Source organism: Agromyces sp. NPDC058484, assembly GCF_042720415.1.
Taxonomy (GTDB): Bacteria; Actinomycetota; Actinomycetes; order Actinomycetales; family Microbacteriaceae; genus Agromyces.
Genome location: NZ_JBHXMP010000001.1, coordinates 283,516 through 299,269, shown reverse-complemented (window position 1 = coordinate 299,269; position 15,754 = coordinate 283,516). Strand labels below are relative to the sequence as shown.

The 15,754-nt window shown below is 68.9% G+C and carries 13 protein-coding genes; 7 read left to right on the top strand and 6 right to left on the bottom strand.

What is annotated here, in order from left to right; translation table 11 throughout:
* The first annotated feature begins 61 nt into the window (after nucleotides 1–61).
* The gene (clpX, locus tag ACFWN7_RS01405) at nucleotides 62–1,339 is read left to right on the top strand and encodes an ATP-dependent Clp protease ATP-binding subunit ClpX (protein ID WP_376936875.1); all 1,278 of its coding nucleotides are present in this window, start codon (nucleotides 62–64) and stop codon (nucleotides 1,337–1,339) included.
* A gap of 67 nt (nucleotides 1,340–1,406) precedes the next feature.
* Here the strand turns inward: clpX and sepH are convergent, their stop codons facing one another.
* Complete coding sequence (gene sepH, locus ACFWN7_RS01400; protein WP_376936874.1) at nucleotides 1,407–2,504, bottom strand: septation protein SepH; 1,098 nt, start codon at nucleotides 2,502–2,504, stop codon at nucleotides 1,407–1,409.
* A gap of 194 nt (nucleotides 2,505–2,698) precedes the next feature.
* Here sepH and ACFWN7_RS01395 point away from each other — a divergent pair, with 194 nt between their 5' ends.
* Entirely contained in the window at nucleotides 2,699–2,992 is a 294-nt protein-coding gene (locus ACFWN7_RS01395; protein ID WP_056729312.1) for a DUF4193 domain-containing protein, read from the top strand.
* On the opposite strand, the gene ACFWN7_RS01390 is transcribed toward ACFWN7_RS01395, so the two are convergent.
* Nucleotides 2,989–3,453: a DUF3093 domain-containing protein gene (locus ACFWN7_RS01390; RefSeq protein WP_376936873.1), complete on the bottom strand. Its 465-nt coding sequence runs from the start codon at nucleotides 3,451–3,453 to the stop codon at nucleotides 2,989–2,991. The genes ACFWN7_RS01395 and ACFWN7_RS01390 overlap by 4 nt on opposite strands.
* A gap of 38 nt (nucleotides 3,454–3,491) precedes the next feature.
* Here ACFWN7_RS01390 and dut point away from each other — a divergent pair, with 38 nt between their 5' ends.
* The 5 genes from dut to dxs all read left to right on the top strand — a co-directional run bounded on the left by dut (nucleotide 3,492) and on the right by dxs (nucleotide 10,418).
* The gene (gene dut / locus ACFWN7_RS01385; RefSeq protein WP_376936872.1) at nucleotides 3,492–3,950 is read left to right on the top strand and encodes a dUTP diphosphatase; all 459 of its coding nucleotides are present in this window, start codon (nucleotides 3,492–3,494) and stop codon (nucleotides 3,948–3,950) included.
* Nucleotides 3,947–4,567, top strand: coding sequence for a DUF3710 domain-containing protein (locus tag ACFWN7_RS01380; RefSeq protein ID WP_376936871.1), 621 nt, complete (start codon nucleotides 3,947–3,949; stop codon nucleotides 4,565–4,567). Before dut ends, ACFWN7_RS01380 begins: the two co-directional genes overlap by 4 nt.
* Nucleotides 4,568–4,571: 4 nt before the next feature.
* Nucleotides 4,572–5,357 (top strand): DUF3159 domain-containing protein, encoded by a 786-nt coding sequence (locus tag ACFWN7_RS01375; protein WP_376936870.1) that lies wholly within the window; start codon nucleotides 4,572–4,574, stop codon nucleotides 5,355–5,357.
* A 158-nt stretch (nucleotides 5,358–5,515) separates the two neighbouring features.
* Complete coding sequence (acnA, locus tag ACFWN7_RS01370; protein WP_376936869.1) at nucleotides 5,516–8,326, top strand: aconitate hydratase AcnA; 2,811 nt, start codon at nucleotides 5,516–5,518, stop codon at nucleotides 8,324–8,326.
* Between the two features lie 145 nt (nucleotides 8,327–8,471).
* Nucleotides 8,472–10,418, top strand: a complete 1,947-nt coding sequence (dxs, locus tag ACFWN7_RS01365) for a 1-deoxy-D-xylulose-5-phosphate synthase (protein ID WP_376936868.1) — start codon at nucleotides 8,472–8,474, stop codon at nucleotides 10,416–10,418.
* Between the two features lie 120 nt (nucleotides 10,419–10,538).
* Here dxs and ACFWN7_RS01360 read toward each other — a convergent pair whose 3' ends face one another.
* From ACFWN7_RS01360 to ACFWN7_RS01345, 4 genes are all read right to left on the bottom strand, one after another.
* Nucleotides 10,539–12,677: a 3-hydroxyacyl-CoA dehydrogenase NAD-binding domain-containing protein gene (locus tag ACFWN7_RS01360; RefSeq protein WP_376936867.1), complete on the bottom strand. Its 2,139-nt coding sequence runs from the start codon at nucleotides 12,675–12,677 to the stop codon at nucleotides 10,539–10,541.
* A complete protein-coding gene (locus ACFWN7_RS01355; RefSeq protein ID WP_376936865.1) occupies nucleotides 12,674–13,894 on the bottom strand; it encodes a thiolase family protein in 1,221 nt (406 codons plus the stop codon). Before ACFWN7_RS01355 ends, ACFWN7_RS01360 begins: the two co-directional genes overlap by 4 nt.
* 78 nt (nucleotides 13,895–13,972) lie before the next feature.
* Entirely contained in the window at nucleotides 13,973–15,169 is a 1,197-nt protein-coding gene (locus ACFWN7_RS01350; RefSeq protein WP_376936864.1) for a ribonuclease D, read from the bottom strand.
* Nucleotides 15,162–15,752, bottom strand: coding sequence for a DUF3000 domain-containing protein (locus ACFWN7_RS01345; RefSeq protein ID WP_376936863.1), 591 nt, complete (start codon nucleotides 15,750–15,752; stop codon nucleotides 15,162–15,164). The genes ACFWN7_RS01350 and ACFWN7_RS01345 overlap by 8 nt, the downstream gene beginning before the upstream one ends.
* Nucleotides 15,753–15,754: the final 2 nt, after the last annotated feature.

Genomic DNA, 15,754 nt, shown 5'->3' with positions numbered 1-15,754 from the left:
CATGACGCGCAGTCCCGATCTCGGGCTAGGCTCGGATCAGACTCGCGACAGGGAGGGTTCGATGGCACGCATCGGGGAGAGCGCTGACCTGCTGAAGTGCTCCTTCTGCGGGAAGAGCCAGAAGCAGGTTCAGCAGCTCATCGCGGGGCCGGGCGTCTACATCTGCGACGAGTGCGTCGAGCTCTGCAACGAGATCATCGAGGAGCGACTCGCCGAGGCGGGCGAGTCCGAGACGGGCGAGTTCGAGCTGCCGAAGCCGAAAGAGATCTTCGCCTTCCTCGAGGAGTACGTCATCGGGCAGGATGCCGCGAAGAAGGCCCTCGCGGTCGCCGTGTACAACCACTACAAGCGTGTGCGCGCACGCACGACCCTCACCTCGGCCGAACACGCCCGCGACGACGTCGAGATCGCGAAGTCGAACATCCTCCTCATCGGGCCCACGGGCTGCGGCAAGACGTATCTTGCGCAGACCCTGGCGAAGCAGCTCAACGTTCCGTTCGCAGTGGCAGACGCCACGGCGCTCACCGAGGCCGGCTACGTCGGCGAAGACGTCGAGAACATCCTCCTGAAGCTGATACAGGCGGCCGACTACGACGTGAAACGTGCCGAGACGGGCATCATCTACATCGACGAGATCGACAAGATCGCCCGCAAGGCCGAGAACCCCTCGATCACGCGAGACGTGTCGGGCGAGGGCGTGCAGCAGGCGTTGCTGAAGATCCTCGAGGGCACGGTCGCCTCGGTGCCGCCCCAGGGCGGGCGCAAGCATCCGCATCAGGAGTTCATCCAGATCGATACGACCAACGTGCTGTTCATCGTGGCGGGCGCCTTCGCGGGTCTCGAAGACATCATCTCGTCGCGTGCCGGCAAGCGGGGCATCGGCTTCGGCGCCCCGTTGCACTCCAAGCAAGACGAGGCCGAGCTCTTCAGCGAGGTGCTTCCCGAAGACCTCCACAAGTTCGGCCTGATCCCCGAGTTCATCGGCCGGCTCCCGGTCGTCGCGACCGTGACCCCGCTCGACCGCGATGCGCTCATGGAGATCCTCACCGTGCCGCGCAACGCCCTCGTGCGGCAGTACCAGCGCATGTTCGAGCTCGACGGCGTGGAACTCGACTTCGAGGAGGCCGCCCTCGAGGCGATCGCCGACCTCGCGGTGCTCCGCCAGACCGGAGCCCGCGGGCTCCGAGCCATCATGGAAGAGGTGTTGGGGCCGATCATGTTCGAGGTGCCGTCGTCGACCGGTGTCGCGCGCGTCGTCGTGACGAAGGCCGCGGTACTCGACAACGCCGCGCCGACGATCGTGCCGCACAAGCCGCGTCGCGCCGAGAAGTCCGCCTAGGCGTCATCGGCCGCCCGACGAGTGGCGTCCGCATCCGTCGGTCCGCTGGAAGGAAGCAGGGCGGGTGTCAGGCGAGGTCGTCGTCGGTGCGTGCGCCGAAGACGATCTCGTCCCAGCTCGGCATCGACGCGCGACCCTTCTTCGAGCCGCGAGCGGCGCCGGTCGGCCCGGTCGCCGACTTGCCTCCCCAGAGCGAGCGTGCGGCGGTGCCCGGCTTCTCCTCGGAGACGGGCTTCACGGCCGGCTGCGCCTCGGGCGCCGGCTTCGGCGTCTCGGCGACCGGCGCCGGCACGAGCGGAAGGTGCGGTCGCGGCTGTTCGGTCTCCACGACGGTCGCTTCGCGTTCACCTCGGCGACGGCGGAGCGCCTCGAGCAGGTCGGCGGTCTCACCGAGTGCCTGCGCCGGCTCGTCAGCACGCTTGATCGCCGCACGCGCCACGGCAGGGCTCGAGGGCGGGGTGGTACGCGCGTACGGGAGCGGCTCGAGGTGCGGCGCCGTGTCGTGCTCGCCGTGATCGCCCTCGTCGAACGTGAACGCACCGCTGTCGAAGCGTGACTCGTCGGCGTCGGGACCGACGGCGCGGAGCTTCGGGATGAGACCACCCTTGAGTTCGCCCTGCTGGGAGAGCGTCGTCGCCTCGGAGTTCATCGGATGCAGCGACTGCGTGCGCGGCTCGAAACCCCACCGGGCGTCGTGGTCGATCGTGTCGGCGGTGAACTCGAGCTTGACGATCCAGCCTCGTTCCTCGTCCTTCCAGCTCGCCCACCGTTCGCCGTGCGCGCCGAGCTTCGCGAGACGGTCGCGGATGACGCCGCCGAACGTCGCCGGATCGTCGCCGGGCTCCACTTCGGCCGACACGTTCACGGGAACCGCGAGCGCCGAGGTCACGACATGTTCGCGCTCGGCGATGACCGGACCCTCGAAACGCCGGATGTGGTCGAGCGACGCACCGGTGACCTTCGCGACCTCCTCGGCCGAGAGCCCCGATCGGATCAGCGCCTGCACTTCGCGTGGTGACGGCTTGGGTCCGGTGTTCGTCTCGGGTTGTGCCTGGCGGATCCTGGACTGCAGCACTTCGTCGATCTCGATCCGGAAGCGCGCTCCCTCGTCGGAAGCGGCGAGCAACGCGCCGTTCTCGACTCCGATTACCTTGAGTTCCTGCATAGCGACAAGCCCTTCCGTGCCTTCGTCTCCGCCCAAGAATGCCACGCCGCACGCGGTGCAGGAGGGAATAGCGCGGGCGCGCCGGAAGTTGAGCACGTAGCAGCAGATCCCGACTCGCGAAGTGGTTTGCGTACGCAACCGATTTGATGCAGACTATGGCCGCCGAATCTTCGGCGAAGAGGAAATGGATGGGAATGGCAACGGACTACGACGCACCGCGCAAGACCGAGGACGACTCCGAGTCGATCGAGGCCCTCAAAGAGCGCGTGCCCGACAAGATGTCGGGAGTGGTGGACGTCGACGACGCCGACAACCCCGGAGGCTTCGACCTGCCGGGTGCCGATCTCTCCGACGTCGAGCTCGACGTCGTGGTGCTTCCGCCGCAGGCCGACGAGTTCACGTGCGTGAACTGCTTCCTCGTGAAGCACCGCTCGCAGATCGACCACGAGACCAAGCTCGGTCCGATCTGCCTGGAGTGCGCGTCCTAGGCGTCGCCCTCCGCACGCTCCGGCCGTCGTGATCCGTTGATCGCGGCGGCCAGTTCTGTCGGATGGCGGCTGGAGAGCAGCCAGTACGGTGCAGGGTCGGCCGGGTCGGCGATCGGCACTCTCACGACCGGGTGCACCCAGCCGCGGATGACGAGGTACGCGCGGGCGTCGAGCCCGGTACCGCGCTCGAGCCGGGCGTCCTCGTCGAAGGCCGGCACGGCGACGCCCGTGTGGACGAGCGCGATCTGTGCACGACCGGCGCGGAGCATCTCGTCATGCACCTCGATGACGGGTGCGGTCATCGTGAGCGAGCCCGCCGCCGCGAGATAGAGGACGACCCCGGTCGCGATGCCCGCGGGCAGCGAGACCGGCGCGAGCACCAGGATGCTCGCGGGCACGAGCAGCAGACTCGCGATGTAGATCCAGGGTGTCGGCCACAGTTTCTCGCGGTAGTCGGGCATGGGTCTATTCGATCAGACTTCTGCACTACCCTCGAACGGTGACCGATTCCGTCGATGTGCTGATCACGTCCGACCGCCTCCCCTCGTACGCCCATCCCGGTGATGCAGGCGCCGATCTCCACGCCGCCGAGTCCGTGGTCCTCGCCCCAGGCGAGCGTGCGACGGTCGGCACGGGCGTCGCCATCGCCCTGCCCGACGGCTACGTCGGGTTCGTCGTTCCGCGCTCCGGGCTCGCGTTCAAGCACGGTCTCACGATCGTGAACGCCCCGGGCACCGTCGACGCGGGCTACCGCGGCGAGATCAGGGTCGCGCTGCTGAACACCGACGCGGCCGAGCCGTATGCGATCGAGGCCGGCGATCGGATCGCCCAGCTCATCGTGATGCCGGTGAGCCGCGCGCGGTTCGTGGAGGTCGAGCGGCTTCCGGGGAGCATGCGCGGCGAGGGGGGATTCGGGTCGACGGGATTCGGGGAGCACAAGTCAGGAGTGAATGCGTGAGCGACAACGAGAACATCGACGACATCCCCGTCGACCACCCCAAATCGGCGCCCGAAGACCGGGCCGTCGCCGGTCCGCTCGACGAGTCGGAGGCGAACCCGGTCCGCCCCTACGTTGACCTCGGCGGTGTCAAGGTCCTGCCCCGCGAGGGACTGCACCTCCGCCTCGAGGTGGAGGAGGGCACGAAGCGCGTCGTCGCGATCGGCCTCGACTACGCCAAGTCCACGCTGCAGGTGCAGCCGTTCGCCGCGCCCCGCACCAGCGGCCTGTGGCACGAGATCCGCGCGCAGATCGCCGAGCAGATCGCCCGCCAGGGCGGAACGACGACCGTGCGCGACGGCGCGTTCGGGCCCGAGTTGCTCGCGCAGATCCCGGTCGCAGCAGTCGACGGGCAGCCAGGGCACATGCGGCTCGCGCGCTTCATCGGCGTCGACGGACCGCGCTGGTTCCTGCGCGGCGTCATCGCCGGGGAGGCCGCCGTCGAACCCGACGCAGCGGCGCAGGTCGAAGACCTCTTCCGGTCGATCGTCGTCGTGCGCGGTTCCACGCCCATGCCGCCGCGCGACCTCATCCCGCTCCGGATGCCGGCGGCATCGCCGGGCACGCCCAACGCCTAGCGCGATGCCGGAATCCGACGCCGACCCGCAGCCCCGCTCCGACGCGCGAGCGGATGCCGCGGCATCCCCGAACCCCGACGCGGGGGAGTTCGCCCGCCAGTTCGCCGCGGCCGCGGAGAAGAGCGGCCTCGGCGCGCTCGCACGCGACGAGCGGCTGAGCGGCCGTGACCTCCTGGGAGCGGTCGGCGGCGTGCGCGGCATCCTCGAGGCGCTCCTGCCAGGCCTCGTGTTCCTCGTGACCTACAGCGTGCTCACGAGCTTCGCCGGATGGGAGACGCAGGCTGCGCTCGTGCCGTCGCTCGCGGCATCCGTCGGGCTGGCGGTGGTCTTCACCATCGTGCGCATCGTCGCGAAGGGGCAGCCCACGCAGGCCATCGCGGGGCTCATCGGCGTGCTCGCCTCGGCGGCGCTGGCGCTCTGGACCGGCGACGCACGCGACAACTACGTGCTCGGGTTCTTCACGAACGCCGCCTACGCGCTGGTCCTGCTCGTGTCCCTCCTCGTGCGGTGGCCCGTGCTCGGGCTCGTCGTCGGATTCCTGATGGGCGACGGCCTCGCCTGGCGTGAGGACCGGCGCAAGTACCGAGCGGCCCAGTTCCTCACGCTGGTCTGGATCGGCCTGTTCGTCGCCCGCCTGCTCGTTCAGGTGCCCTTCTACCTCGTCGACAACGTCGAGGCCCTCGGCGCGACGCGCCTGCTCATGGGCGTGCCCCTCTACGCGCTCGTGCTCGTCTTCTCCTGGCTTGTGGTGCGGGCCGTGTACCCGTCGTCGGCGAGGTCGGCGCAGTGATAGAGTTATCTTGACGTCAAGATAAATCCGTACGCCCGTGCGGATCCCGTCGACGGGCGAGCCGCTTAGGTTAGCCTTGCTGGAACAGCCGCCTGTCTGACGGACAAGATGGAGTGCCGCCCGCGTGTTCGCGCGGCATCCGCGAAGGAGAGGACATCGTGTCTGCAGTGAACAGTTTCGGGGCGAGGGACACGCTCCAGGTCGGCGAAGCCTCGTACGAGATCTTCCGCCTCGACACCGTGCCCGGTCACGAGAAGTTGCCGTTCAGCCTGAAGGTCCTCCTCGAGAACCTGCTTCGCACCGAGGACGGCGCGAACGTCACGAAGGAACAGATCGAGGCGCTCGGCTCCTGGGTGCCCACCGCCGAGCCCGACACCGAGATCCAGTTCACGCCCGCCCGCGTGGTCATGCAGGATTTCACCGGAGTGCCGTGCATCGTCGACCTCGCGACGATGCGCGAGGCGGTCGAAGCGCTCGGCGGCGACCCGAACAAGATCAACCCGCTCGCTCCCGCCGAGATGGTGATCGACCACTCCGTGATCGCCGACCTCTTCGGCACCGAGAACGCCCTCGAGCGCAACGTCGAGATCGAGTACGAGCGCAACGGCGAGCGCTACCAGTTCCTCCGCTGGGGACAGTCCGCCTTCGACGACTTCAAGGTCGTGCCCCCGGGCACCGGCATCGTTCACCAGGTGAACATCGAGCACCTCGCGAAGGTCACGTTCACGCGCGAGGTGGGCGGTGTGCTGCGCGCCTACCCCGACACCTGCGTCGGCACCGACTCCCACACGACGATGGTCAACGGCCTCGGTGTGCTCGGCTGGGGCGTCGGCGGCATCGAGGCCGAGGCGGCCATGCTCGGCCAGCCGGTGTCGATGCTCATCCCGAAGGTCGTCGGCTTCAAGCTGTCGGGCTCGATCCCGACCGGCGTGACCGCCACCGACGTCGTGCTCACGATCACCGACATGCTCCGCAAGCACGGCGTCGTCGGCAAGTTCGTCGAGTTCTACGGTTCCGGCGTGGCATCGGTGCCGCTCGCCAACCGCGCGACCATCGGCAACATGAGCCCCGAGTTCGGTTCGACCGCCGCGATGTTCCCCATCGACGACGTGACCCTCGATTACCTTCGCCTCACCGGGCGCAGCGAGCAGCAGGTTGCACTCGTCGAGGCGTATTCGAAGGCTCAGAAGCTCTGGCACGACCCCGCCGACGAGCCCGTGTACAGCGAGTACCTGGAGCTCGACCTCGGCACGGTCGTGCCCTCGATCGCCGGGCCCAAGCGGCCGCAGGACCGCATCGAGCTCAGCAAGTCGAAGGAGGCGTTCGAGAAGGACCTGCTGAACTACGCCGAGGTCGATCACGACCTCGTCGACCTCGAGGGTGCCGAGTCGTTCCCGGCCTCCGACCCGCCGAGCAACACGCCAGAAGACGAGTACAGCCGGCACGAGCACCACCACCGCAGCCACGCTCCGGCCAGCGCGTCGAACCCGACACCGGTGAGCCTCCCCGACGGCCAGAAGTTCACCCTCGACCACGGTGCCGTCGCGATCGCGGCGATCACCTCGTGCACGAACACGTCGAACCCATCGGTCATGCTCGCCGCGGGCCTGCTCGCGCGCAACGCGGCGAAGAAGGGGCTGAGGGCGAAGCCGTGGGTCAAGACCACGCTCGCGCCGGGTTCGAAGGTCGTCACCGACTACTACGAGAAGGCAGGGCTCACGAGCTACCTCGAAGACCTCGGCTTCTACACGGTCGGGTACGGCTGCACCACCTGCATCGGCAACTCCGGACCGCTGATCGACGAGATCTCCGCGGCGGTCAACGAGCAGGACCTCGCGGTCAGCGCGGTGCTCTCGGGCAACCGCAACTTCGAGGGACGCATCAACCCCGACGTGAAGATGAACTACCTCGCGAGCCCGCCCCTCGTCATCGCGTACGCCCTCGCCGGTTCGATGAACTTCGACTTCGAGGTCGACGCACTCGGCACCGACACCGAGGGCAACGACGTGTTCCTGAAGGACATCTGGCCCGACGCGGCCGAGGTGCAGGACACGATCGACTCCTCGATCAACAAGGACATGTTCACGCACCAGTACGCGAGCGTGTTCGAGGGCGACGAGCGCTGGCGCAACCTCGAGACGCCGACCGGCGCCGTCTTCGAGTGGAACGACGCGTCGACCTACGTGCGCAAGCCGCCGTACTTCGACGGCATGACCATGGAGATCACCCCCGTCACCGACATCTCGGGCGCTCGGGTGCTCGCGAAGCTCGGCGACTCGGTCACCACCGACCACATTAGCCCGGCCGGTTCGATCAAGGCCGACAGCCCGGCAGGCCGGTACCTCACCGAGCACGGCGTCGACCGCAAGGACTTCAACTCCTACGGCTCGCGCCGGGGCAACCACGAGGTGATGATCCGCGGCACGTTCGCGAACATCCGCCTGCGCAACCAGTTGCTCGACGGCGTCGAGGGCGGCTTCACACGCGACTTCTCGCAGCCGGACGGCCCGCAGTCCTTCATCTACGACGCGAGCCGGAACTACCAGGCGGCGGGCACCCCGCTCGTCATCTTCGGCGGCAAGGAGTACGGCTCCGGCTCGTCGCGCGACTGGGCGGCGAAGGGCACGAGCCTCCTCGGCGTGAAGGCCGTCATCACCGAGAGCTTCGAGCGGATCCATCGCTCGAACCTCATCGGCATGGGTGTCGTGCCGCTGCAGTTCCCGGCGGGTGAGTCGGCCGACTCGCTCGGCCTCGACGGGACCGAGATCGTCTCGATCACGGGGCTCGAGCAGCTGAACGGAGGCACGACGCCCCGCACCGTCCACGTCGTGGCCGAGCCGAGCGAGCACTCCCCGGCGGGCAAGCAGACGATCGAGTTCGACGCCGTCGTGCGCATCGACACCCCGGGAGAGGCCGACTACTACCGCAACGGCGGCATCCTGCAGTACGTGCTGCGTTCGCTCGTCTGATCGATTGCGCCCCGACACGCGGCGGGGCCGGCGTCCTCGGATTCCGGCCCCGCTGTTCGTCGTCGGGCCGAGATCGGTGGCAGGCGGCGTCGCGTAGAATCGGGGGATGCCCCGTCCGGCGAGGCTCGGTGAAAGGCGGTTCCGGATGTCCCTGCTCGAAACCATCTCCACGCCGCGCGACCTCGACGCGCTGAGCCAGGGGCAGGTCGAGCAACTCGCGCGCGAGGTGCGCGAGTACCTCGTGGCATCCGTCTCCAAGACCGGCGGACACCTCGGCCCGAACCTGGGAGTCGTCGAGATGACGATCGCGATCCATCGCGTCTTCGACTCGCCGCGCGACGCGATCGTGTTCGACACCGGGCACCAGTCCTACGTGCACAAGCTGCTCACCGGGCGCAGGGACCTCTCCACCCTCCGCCAGACGGGCGGGCTCGCGGGGTACCCGCAGCGCTCGGAGTCCGAGCACGACATCGTCGAGAGCTCGCACGCATCGAGCTCGCTCTCGTGGGCCGACGGCATCTCGAAGGCGTTCGAGATGACCGGCCAGCTCGACCGCCACGTGATCGCCGTCGTCGGCGACGGCGCCCTCACGGGCGGCATGACGTGGGAGGCGCTCAACAACATCTCCGACGACAACACGCGCAAGCTCATCGTCGTCGTGAACGACAACGGGCGCTCCTACGCGCCCACCATCGGCGGCATGGCACGGTTCCTGAACACCGTGCGCACCAAGCAGACCTATCGCAGCCTGCACCTGTCGAGTCGCCGTGCGTTCGATCGCATGGGCGGGCCGGCTCGGGCCTTCTACCGCGGTGTTCGCGGCGGCCTGCACGGATTCCTCGCCCGCTTCACCAACAACGAGGCGCTCTACTCGAACCTCGACATCAAGTACATCGGGCCGGTGGACGGCCACGACGAACACGCGATGGAGGCGGCGCTCCGTCAGGCGAAAGACTACGGCGCGCCCGTCATCGTGCACGCGATCACCGACAAGGGTCGCGGCTACGAGCCCGCGCGCCGCGACATCGCCGACCAGTTCCACGCGGTGGGGCAGATCGACCCCGAAACCGGCGAATCGCTCGAGACCGCTTCGGCGCCGTCGTGGACGAGCGTCTTCGCCGAAGAGCTCGTGCAGCTCGCAGAGCGCAACGACCGCCTTGTCGGCATCACCGCCGCGATGCTGCGTCCGACCGGGCTGCACCGCATGGCCGAGCGCTTCCCGAACCGCGTCTTCGACGTCGGCATCGCCGAGCAGCACGCGGCCACCTCTGCGGCCGGGCTCGCGTTCGGCGGCTTGCACCCCGTCGTCGCCGTCTACGCCACGTTCATCAACCGCGCCTTCGACCAGGTGCTCATGGATGTCGCCCTGCACCATGCAGGGGTCACGTTCGTGCTCGACCGCGCCGGTGTCACCGGCCCCGACGGCCCGAGCCACCACGGCGTCTGGGACCTCTCGATCCTCCAGGTCGTGCCGGGGATCCGGATCGCCGCTCCACGCGACTCCGTTCGTCTCGCCGAGGAGCTCGCCGAGGCCGTCGCCGTCGACGACGGGCCGACGGTGCTCCGTTTCCCGAAGGGAACAGTCGGCGTCGACTTCGATGCGATCCGCCGCACCCAGGACGGCGTCGACGTGCTCGCCGAATCCGAGCGCAAGGACGTGCTGCTCGTCACCGTCGGCCCGATGGCGGGAATCGGCCTGCAGGTCGCGGAGCGACTCGAGGCGCACGGCATCGGGGCGACGGTCGTCGACCCGAGATGGGTCATCCCGGTGCCGGCGAGCGTCATCGGCCTCGCTCGCGAGCATCGCATCGTCGTGAGCCTCGAGGACGGCATCCGCGTCGGCGGCATCGGCACCCGGATCCGCCAGGACCTCCGCGAGGCCGGCGTCGACACGGCCGTCACGGAGATCGGGCTGCCCGACGAGTTCCTCGAGCACGGTTCGCGCGGCGACATCCTCGAGCGCGTCGGCCTCACGCCGCAGCACATCGCCCGCGACGTCACTGCGATGGTGCTCGGGTCGAAGCTCCCGCACGCACGCGATGCGGGCGTCGAGAGCCTGTCGACCGACACGCGCCCGCAACCGCGCGTCTGACCCGGCCGGGTTGCCGGCGGCATCCGGCACCCGTCCATGCGACGGATGCCGCGGCACCGCGCCCGACGGCGAAGCGGCCTCCGGCTGTTCGCCGAAGGCCGCTTCGCCGGATAGCCGTGATCAGGCGCCGACACCCCTGACGGGCGGGTGGTGGAACGTGTCGCCGAAGACGCGTTCGGAGGCGCCGACCCGGTCGAGGTAGGGCGTCACGCCGCCCATCTGGAACGGGAAGCCGGCACCGAGGATCATGCAGAGGTCGATGTCCTCGGGGGCGGCGACCACGCCGTCCTCCAGCATTCGGTGCACCTCGTCGGCCAGTCCGTCTTGCAGGCGGGTGAGGATCTCGTCGGTCGAGAGCGGGCTCGTTCCGCCCGACACGATCTTCAGGGCGCCCTTGTCGAATCCCTTGATTCTGCCCTTGTCGTCCTTGTCGAGGAGCGTGCCGTGGTCGGCCAGCCGGTGCAGGTTCTCGCTGCGGTGGAACCGGTCGGGGAATGCCGCGTGATGGGTGTCGAGCACGTGCGCACCGACCTTGAGGCCCACGAGGTCGAGCAGCTGCGACGGCGGCATCGGCAGGCCGAGCGGCGCCATCGCCTCGTCGACGACCTCGAACGGCGTGCCGTTGTCGACGGCGTGCATCGCCTCGCCGAGGAGCTTGGCGAGCACGCGGTTCACGACGAATCCGGGGGTGTCGGCCGTGATGACGGCGTTCTTCTTGAGGTTCTTCGCCGTGACCATCGCGGTCGAGAGCGTCGCGTCATCCGTGCGCGGGGTCTTCACGACCTCGATGAGCGGCATGACGGCGACGGGCGTGAAGAAGTGGAAGCCGACGAGCCGCTCGGGGTGGGCGAGCTTCGCGCCGATCTGCTCGACCGACAGCGACGAGGTGTTCGTCGCGAGCACCGCGTCGGGCGAGATGAACCGCTCCACCTCGGCGAACAGGTTCTGCTTGATCTCGAGCTCCTCGTAGACCGCCTCGATGACCCAGTCGCAGTCGGCGAAGTCGGCCTTGTCGATGGTGCCGGTGACGAGCGCCTTCAGGCGGTTCGCCTCGTCGGCGGAGATGCGGCCCTTGCCGAGCAGCGCGTCGATCTCGCCGGAGATGTAGGCGACTCCCTTGTCGACGCGCTCCCGATCGATGTCGGTGATCACGACGGGAACCTGCAGCCGGCGCACGAAGAGCAGCGCGAGCTGGCTCGCCATGTAGCCCGCGCCGAGCACGCCCACCTTCGTGACCGGTTTCGCGAGCGCCTTGTCGGGGGCTCCGGCAGGTCGCTTCGCGCGCTTCTGCACGAGGTTGAATGCGTAGACGGATGCGTGGAGCTGGTCGCCCGTGGCGAGCTCGGCGAGCATGTCGTCCTCGCGTGCGAACGCCTCGGCCTTCGTGCCGCTCTTCGCCGCCTTCATGAGCTCGAGTGCGGCATACGGCGACTTCGGCACGGAGCCGATGCGGCTCCTCAGCATCTTCGTCGCGATGCCGATCGCGGCATCCCACTTCACGAGGCGCTCGACCTTGCCGGGTTCGTTCGGGCGCTTCACCTTGATGCGGCCCGAGACCACGTCGTCGGCCCAGCGGATGGAGTCCTCGAGGAAGTTCACCGACGGGAACAGTGCATCGGCGATGCCGAGCTCGAGCACGTCGGCGCCCTTCAGGGTGCGGTTCTGCTTCAGCGGATTCTCGATGACCACCTTGAGGGCGTTCTCGATGCCGATGAGGTTCGGGAGCAGATACGCGCCGCCCCAGCCGGGGACGAGTCCGAGGAACACCTCGGGCAGGGCGACCGCGGGCACCGAGGCATCCACGGTGCGGTAGTCGGCGTTGAGCGCGATCTCGAGCCCGCCGCCGAGGGCGAGGCCGTTGATGAACACGAAGGAGGGCACGCCGAGCTCGGATGCCTTGCCGAGCGCGTGGTGGCCGAGCTGGCCGAACATGCGAGCGGTCTGCTTGTCGGGGATCTCGGCGACCTTCGAGAGGTCAGCGCCTGCGGCGAGGATGAACGGCTTGCCGGTGATCGCCACGGCGTGGATCTCACCCGCGGCGGCGCGCTCCTTCAGGGCGTCGAGGGTCTTCGCGTACCCGAGCAGCGAGACCGCGCCGAGTGTGTTGGGCCGGGTGTGGTCGCGCCCGTTGTCGAGCGTCACGAGGGCGAGGGTCTTGCCTCCCGAGAGCGGGATGTCGCGCACGTAGGAGTGCGTGACGACCTCGTCGCCGGCGCGCGCGGTCAGGGAGTCGAAGTCGATGGTCGTGTAATCGGTCATCCTCGGGCCTGCTTCGCCTTCTTCGCCTTCTTGTCGAAGCTCGGGTTCTCCCAGATCATCGTGCCGCCCTGCCCGAGGCCGACGCACATGCTCGTGATGCCGTAGCGCACGTCGGGGCGTTCGGTGAACTGGCTCGCCAGTTGGTTCATGAGGCGCACGCCCGACGAGGCGAGCGGGTGGCCGACCGCGATCGCGCCGCCCCACGGGTTCACGCGAGGGTCGTCGTCGGCGATGCCGTAGTGGTCGAGGAAGGAGAGCACCTGCACGGCGAACGCCTCGTTCATCTCGAACAGGTCGATGTCGTCGATCGTGAGGCCCGCCTTGCGCAGTGCCTTCTCGGTGGCGGGGATCGGGCCGATGCCCATGATCTCGGGGTCGACGCCGGCGAAGGCGAAGCTCACGAGCTTCATCTTGGGCGTGAGGCCGTACTCCTTCGCCGCGGCACCCGAGGCGAGGAGCGCAGCCGTCGCTCCGTCGTTCAGCCCGGAGGCGTTCCCGGCGGTGATCCGGCCGTGCGGGCGGAACGGCGTCTTCAGCGTTGAGAGGCCTTCGAGCGTCGTCTCGGGTCGCATGACCTCGTCACGCGTGGCCAGGCCCCAGCCTTCCTCCGTGCGGATGGCGACGGGCACGAGATCCTGCTGGATCTTGCCGGCTTCGTACGCGGCGGCGGTCTTCCGCTGGCTCGCCAGCGCGTAGCGATCGCTCCGCTCCTTGGTGAGCTGCGGGAACCGGTCGTGGATGCGCTCGGCGGTGGCTCCCATCACGAGTGCGTCCTCGCCGACGAGCTTCTCGCTGACGAAGCGCGGGTTCGGGTCGACACCCGACCCCATCGGGTGGTGGCCCATGTGCTCGACGCCGCCGGCGATCGCCAGGTCGTACATGCCGGAGGCGATCGAGCCCGACATCATGGCCGCGGCGGTCATCGCGCCGGCGCACATGCGGTCGATCGCGAATCCGGGAACGGTCTTCGGGAGTCCGGCGAGGATCGCGGCCGAGCGACCGATCGTAAGGCCCTGGTCGCCGGCCTGCGTCGTGGCGGCGATCGCGACGTCGTCGATGCGCTCCCTGGGGGCACTCGGGTTGCGCTCGAGCAACCCCACCATGGCCTTGACGACGAGATCGTCGGCCCTGGTGTTCCAGTACATGCCCTTTTCGCCGGCTCGACCGAACGGGGTACGAACCCCGTCGACGAACACCACATCAGCTCGTTCAGCCACGCTGCAGCTCCCTCATTCTGGTCAGGATGCCTCGATCCTACGAAGCCGGCCGGAGGACTCTGAATCGCTTGACGGAACCTACGAAGCCCCGCTCGCGGCATCCTGAACCGTTTGTGACGCCTCGACAAACGCATTCGCGATCGTCTGTGCGGTTGCGTCAACCTGCCAGGGGCGTGCTCCGAGTGCGACGAGCGCTCGCCCCAGGGTCGCCACGCCCGGTGTGGCGGGCGGTGCCCATGCCACGCGTCGCAGGTGATCGGGTGTCAGCAGGTTCTCGACGGGAAGCTCGAGGTTCTCGGCGATCTCGGCGAGCGCGGCCTTGGCGAGACGCAGGCGCGCATCGGCCTCGGGATTCCGCATCGCCCACGAACGCGGGGGAGGGGGCGAGTCGCTCGGCACCCGCACGGCGGGCAGGTCGTCGGTGCCGAGGCCGCGTTCGACCGCCCCCCACCACCGGTCCAGTTCCGAACGGCTCGCGCGGCCGGTGAACTCGCGGAGGTCGGCCAGCGCCCGCCGCGACTGCGGCAGGGCCTTCGCGACGACGAGGATCGAGGCATCCGGAACCATTCGGCCGGGCGCCGTGTCGAGCTCGCGAGCGCGGGCATCACGCGCAAGCCAGAGCTCACGGGCGACGGCGAGATTCCGCTGGCCACGCACTCCGTGGATTCCCGAGAGGCGACGCCAGGGCTCCGCCGCCGACGGCTTGGCCTCGCGGTGGAGCACCGCATCGAACTCCTGCCCTGCGAGCTCGGCCTTGCCCGTGTCTGCGAGGCGCTCGACGAGACTGTCCCGCACGTCGACGAGGAGTTCGACGTCGAGCGCGGCGTATCGGAGCCACGACTGGGGCAACGGCCTGGTCGACCAGTCCGACGCCGAATGCTCCTTCGCGAGCCGGATGTCGAGGAGCTCCTCGACGACCGAGGCGAGCCCCACCCGCGGCATCCCGAGCAGGCGCGCCGCGAGCTCGGTGTCGAAGATGCGCTCGGGGTCGAGCCCCACCTCCCGGAGGCAGGCGAGATCCTGGCTCGCCGCATGCAGCACCCACTCCTCGGCATGGATGGCCCGTTGGAGCTCGGAGAAGTCCGGGATTTGCGGCGGGTCGAACAGGAACGTACCGGATCCCCGCCGGTACATCTGGATGAGATATGCACGCTGCGAGTACCGGAAGCCGCTCGCGCGCTCGGCGTCGACGGCGATGGACCCCTCGCCGGCGGAGAGACGTCTCACAGCGTCGCCGAAGTCGGCGGGAGAGTCGATCACCCGGAATTCATCCACGGTCGGACCTCCGTCGGGGCAGGGTGGTCACCCCCTCGGAACGGGGCGGCAGGCCTGCCAGCATGCACAACAACTCGCCCCAGCCTTCCACATGCGGGCCGACGGCGGCATCGAGCGGCGTCCACGAGGCGCGCACCTCGATCTGGGCGCCGTCGCCCTGGCGAGCGAGTTCACCGAACCCGGTCGAGAGGATCTTCGTCGCCGTTCCCGACGCCGCGATGTACCGTGCACCTCGCGCGTCGAGGGCGTCGACGAGCCAGGACCACGCGACATCCGCAAGGAACGGATCGAGGCCGATGTCGGTCTCGAGGGGGGCCTGTGCGAAGCAGACCACTCGGAAGCGCCCACCCCATGCCTCGGGCTCGTCGGGGTCGTACAGCAGCACGAAGCGACCCGTGCCGAGATCGGAGTCGTCGCCGTGACGGCTCGGCACGATGTCGGCGGCGAACGCCACCGCGAAGGGGGCGAGCGATCCCGGGGCCGGGATCTCCGTGACGCGCAGCTCAGCTCGCGGCGAGGCCGCACGCAGGGCGTCGAGTGCGGCCGCGAACTCGGGTGGCTGATGCGTCGAGGAGTCGGGCACGT

Excerpts from the sequence above, each read along its gene's own strand:
- clpX (WP_376936875.1), top strand. The coding sequence starts at position 62 with ATGGCACGCATCGGGGAGAGCGCTGACCTGCTGAAGTGCTCCTTCTGC.
- sepH (WP_376936874.1), bottom strand. The coding sequence starts at position 2,504 with ATGCAGGAACTCAAGGTAATCGGAGTCGAGAACGGCGCGTTGCTCGCC.
- ACFWN7_RS01395 (WP_056729312.1), top strand. The coding sequence starts at position 2,699 with ATGGCAACGGACTACGACGCACCGCGCAAGACCGAGGACGACTCCGAG.
- ACFWN7_RS01390 (WP_376936873.1), bottom strand. The coding sequence starts at position 3,453 with ATGCCCGACTACCGCGAGAAACTGTGGCCGACACCCTGGATCTACATC.
- ACFWN7_RS01375 (WP_376936870.1), top strand. The coding sequence starts at position 4,572 with ATGCCGGAATCCGACGCCGACCCGCAGCCCCGCTCCGACGCGCGAGCG.
- dxs (WP_376936868.1), top strand. The coding sequence starts at position 8,472 with ATGTCCCTGCTCGAAACCATCTCCACGCCGCGCGACCTCGACGCGCTG.
- ACFWN7_RS01360 (WP_376936867.1), bottom strand. The coding sequence starts at position 12,677 with ATGACCGATTACACGACCATCGACTTCGACTCCCTGACCGCGCGCGCC.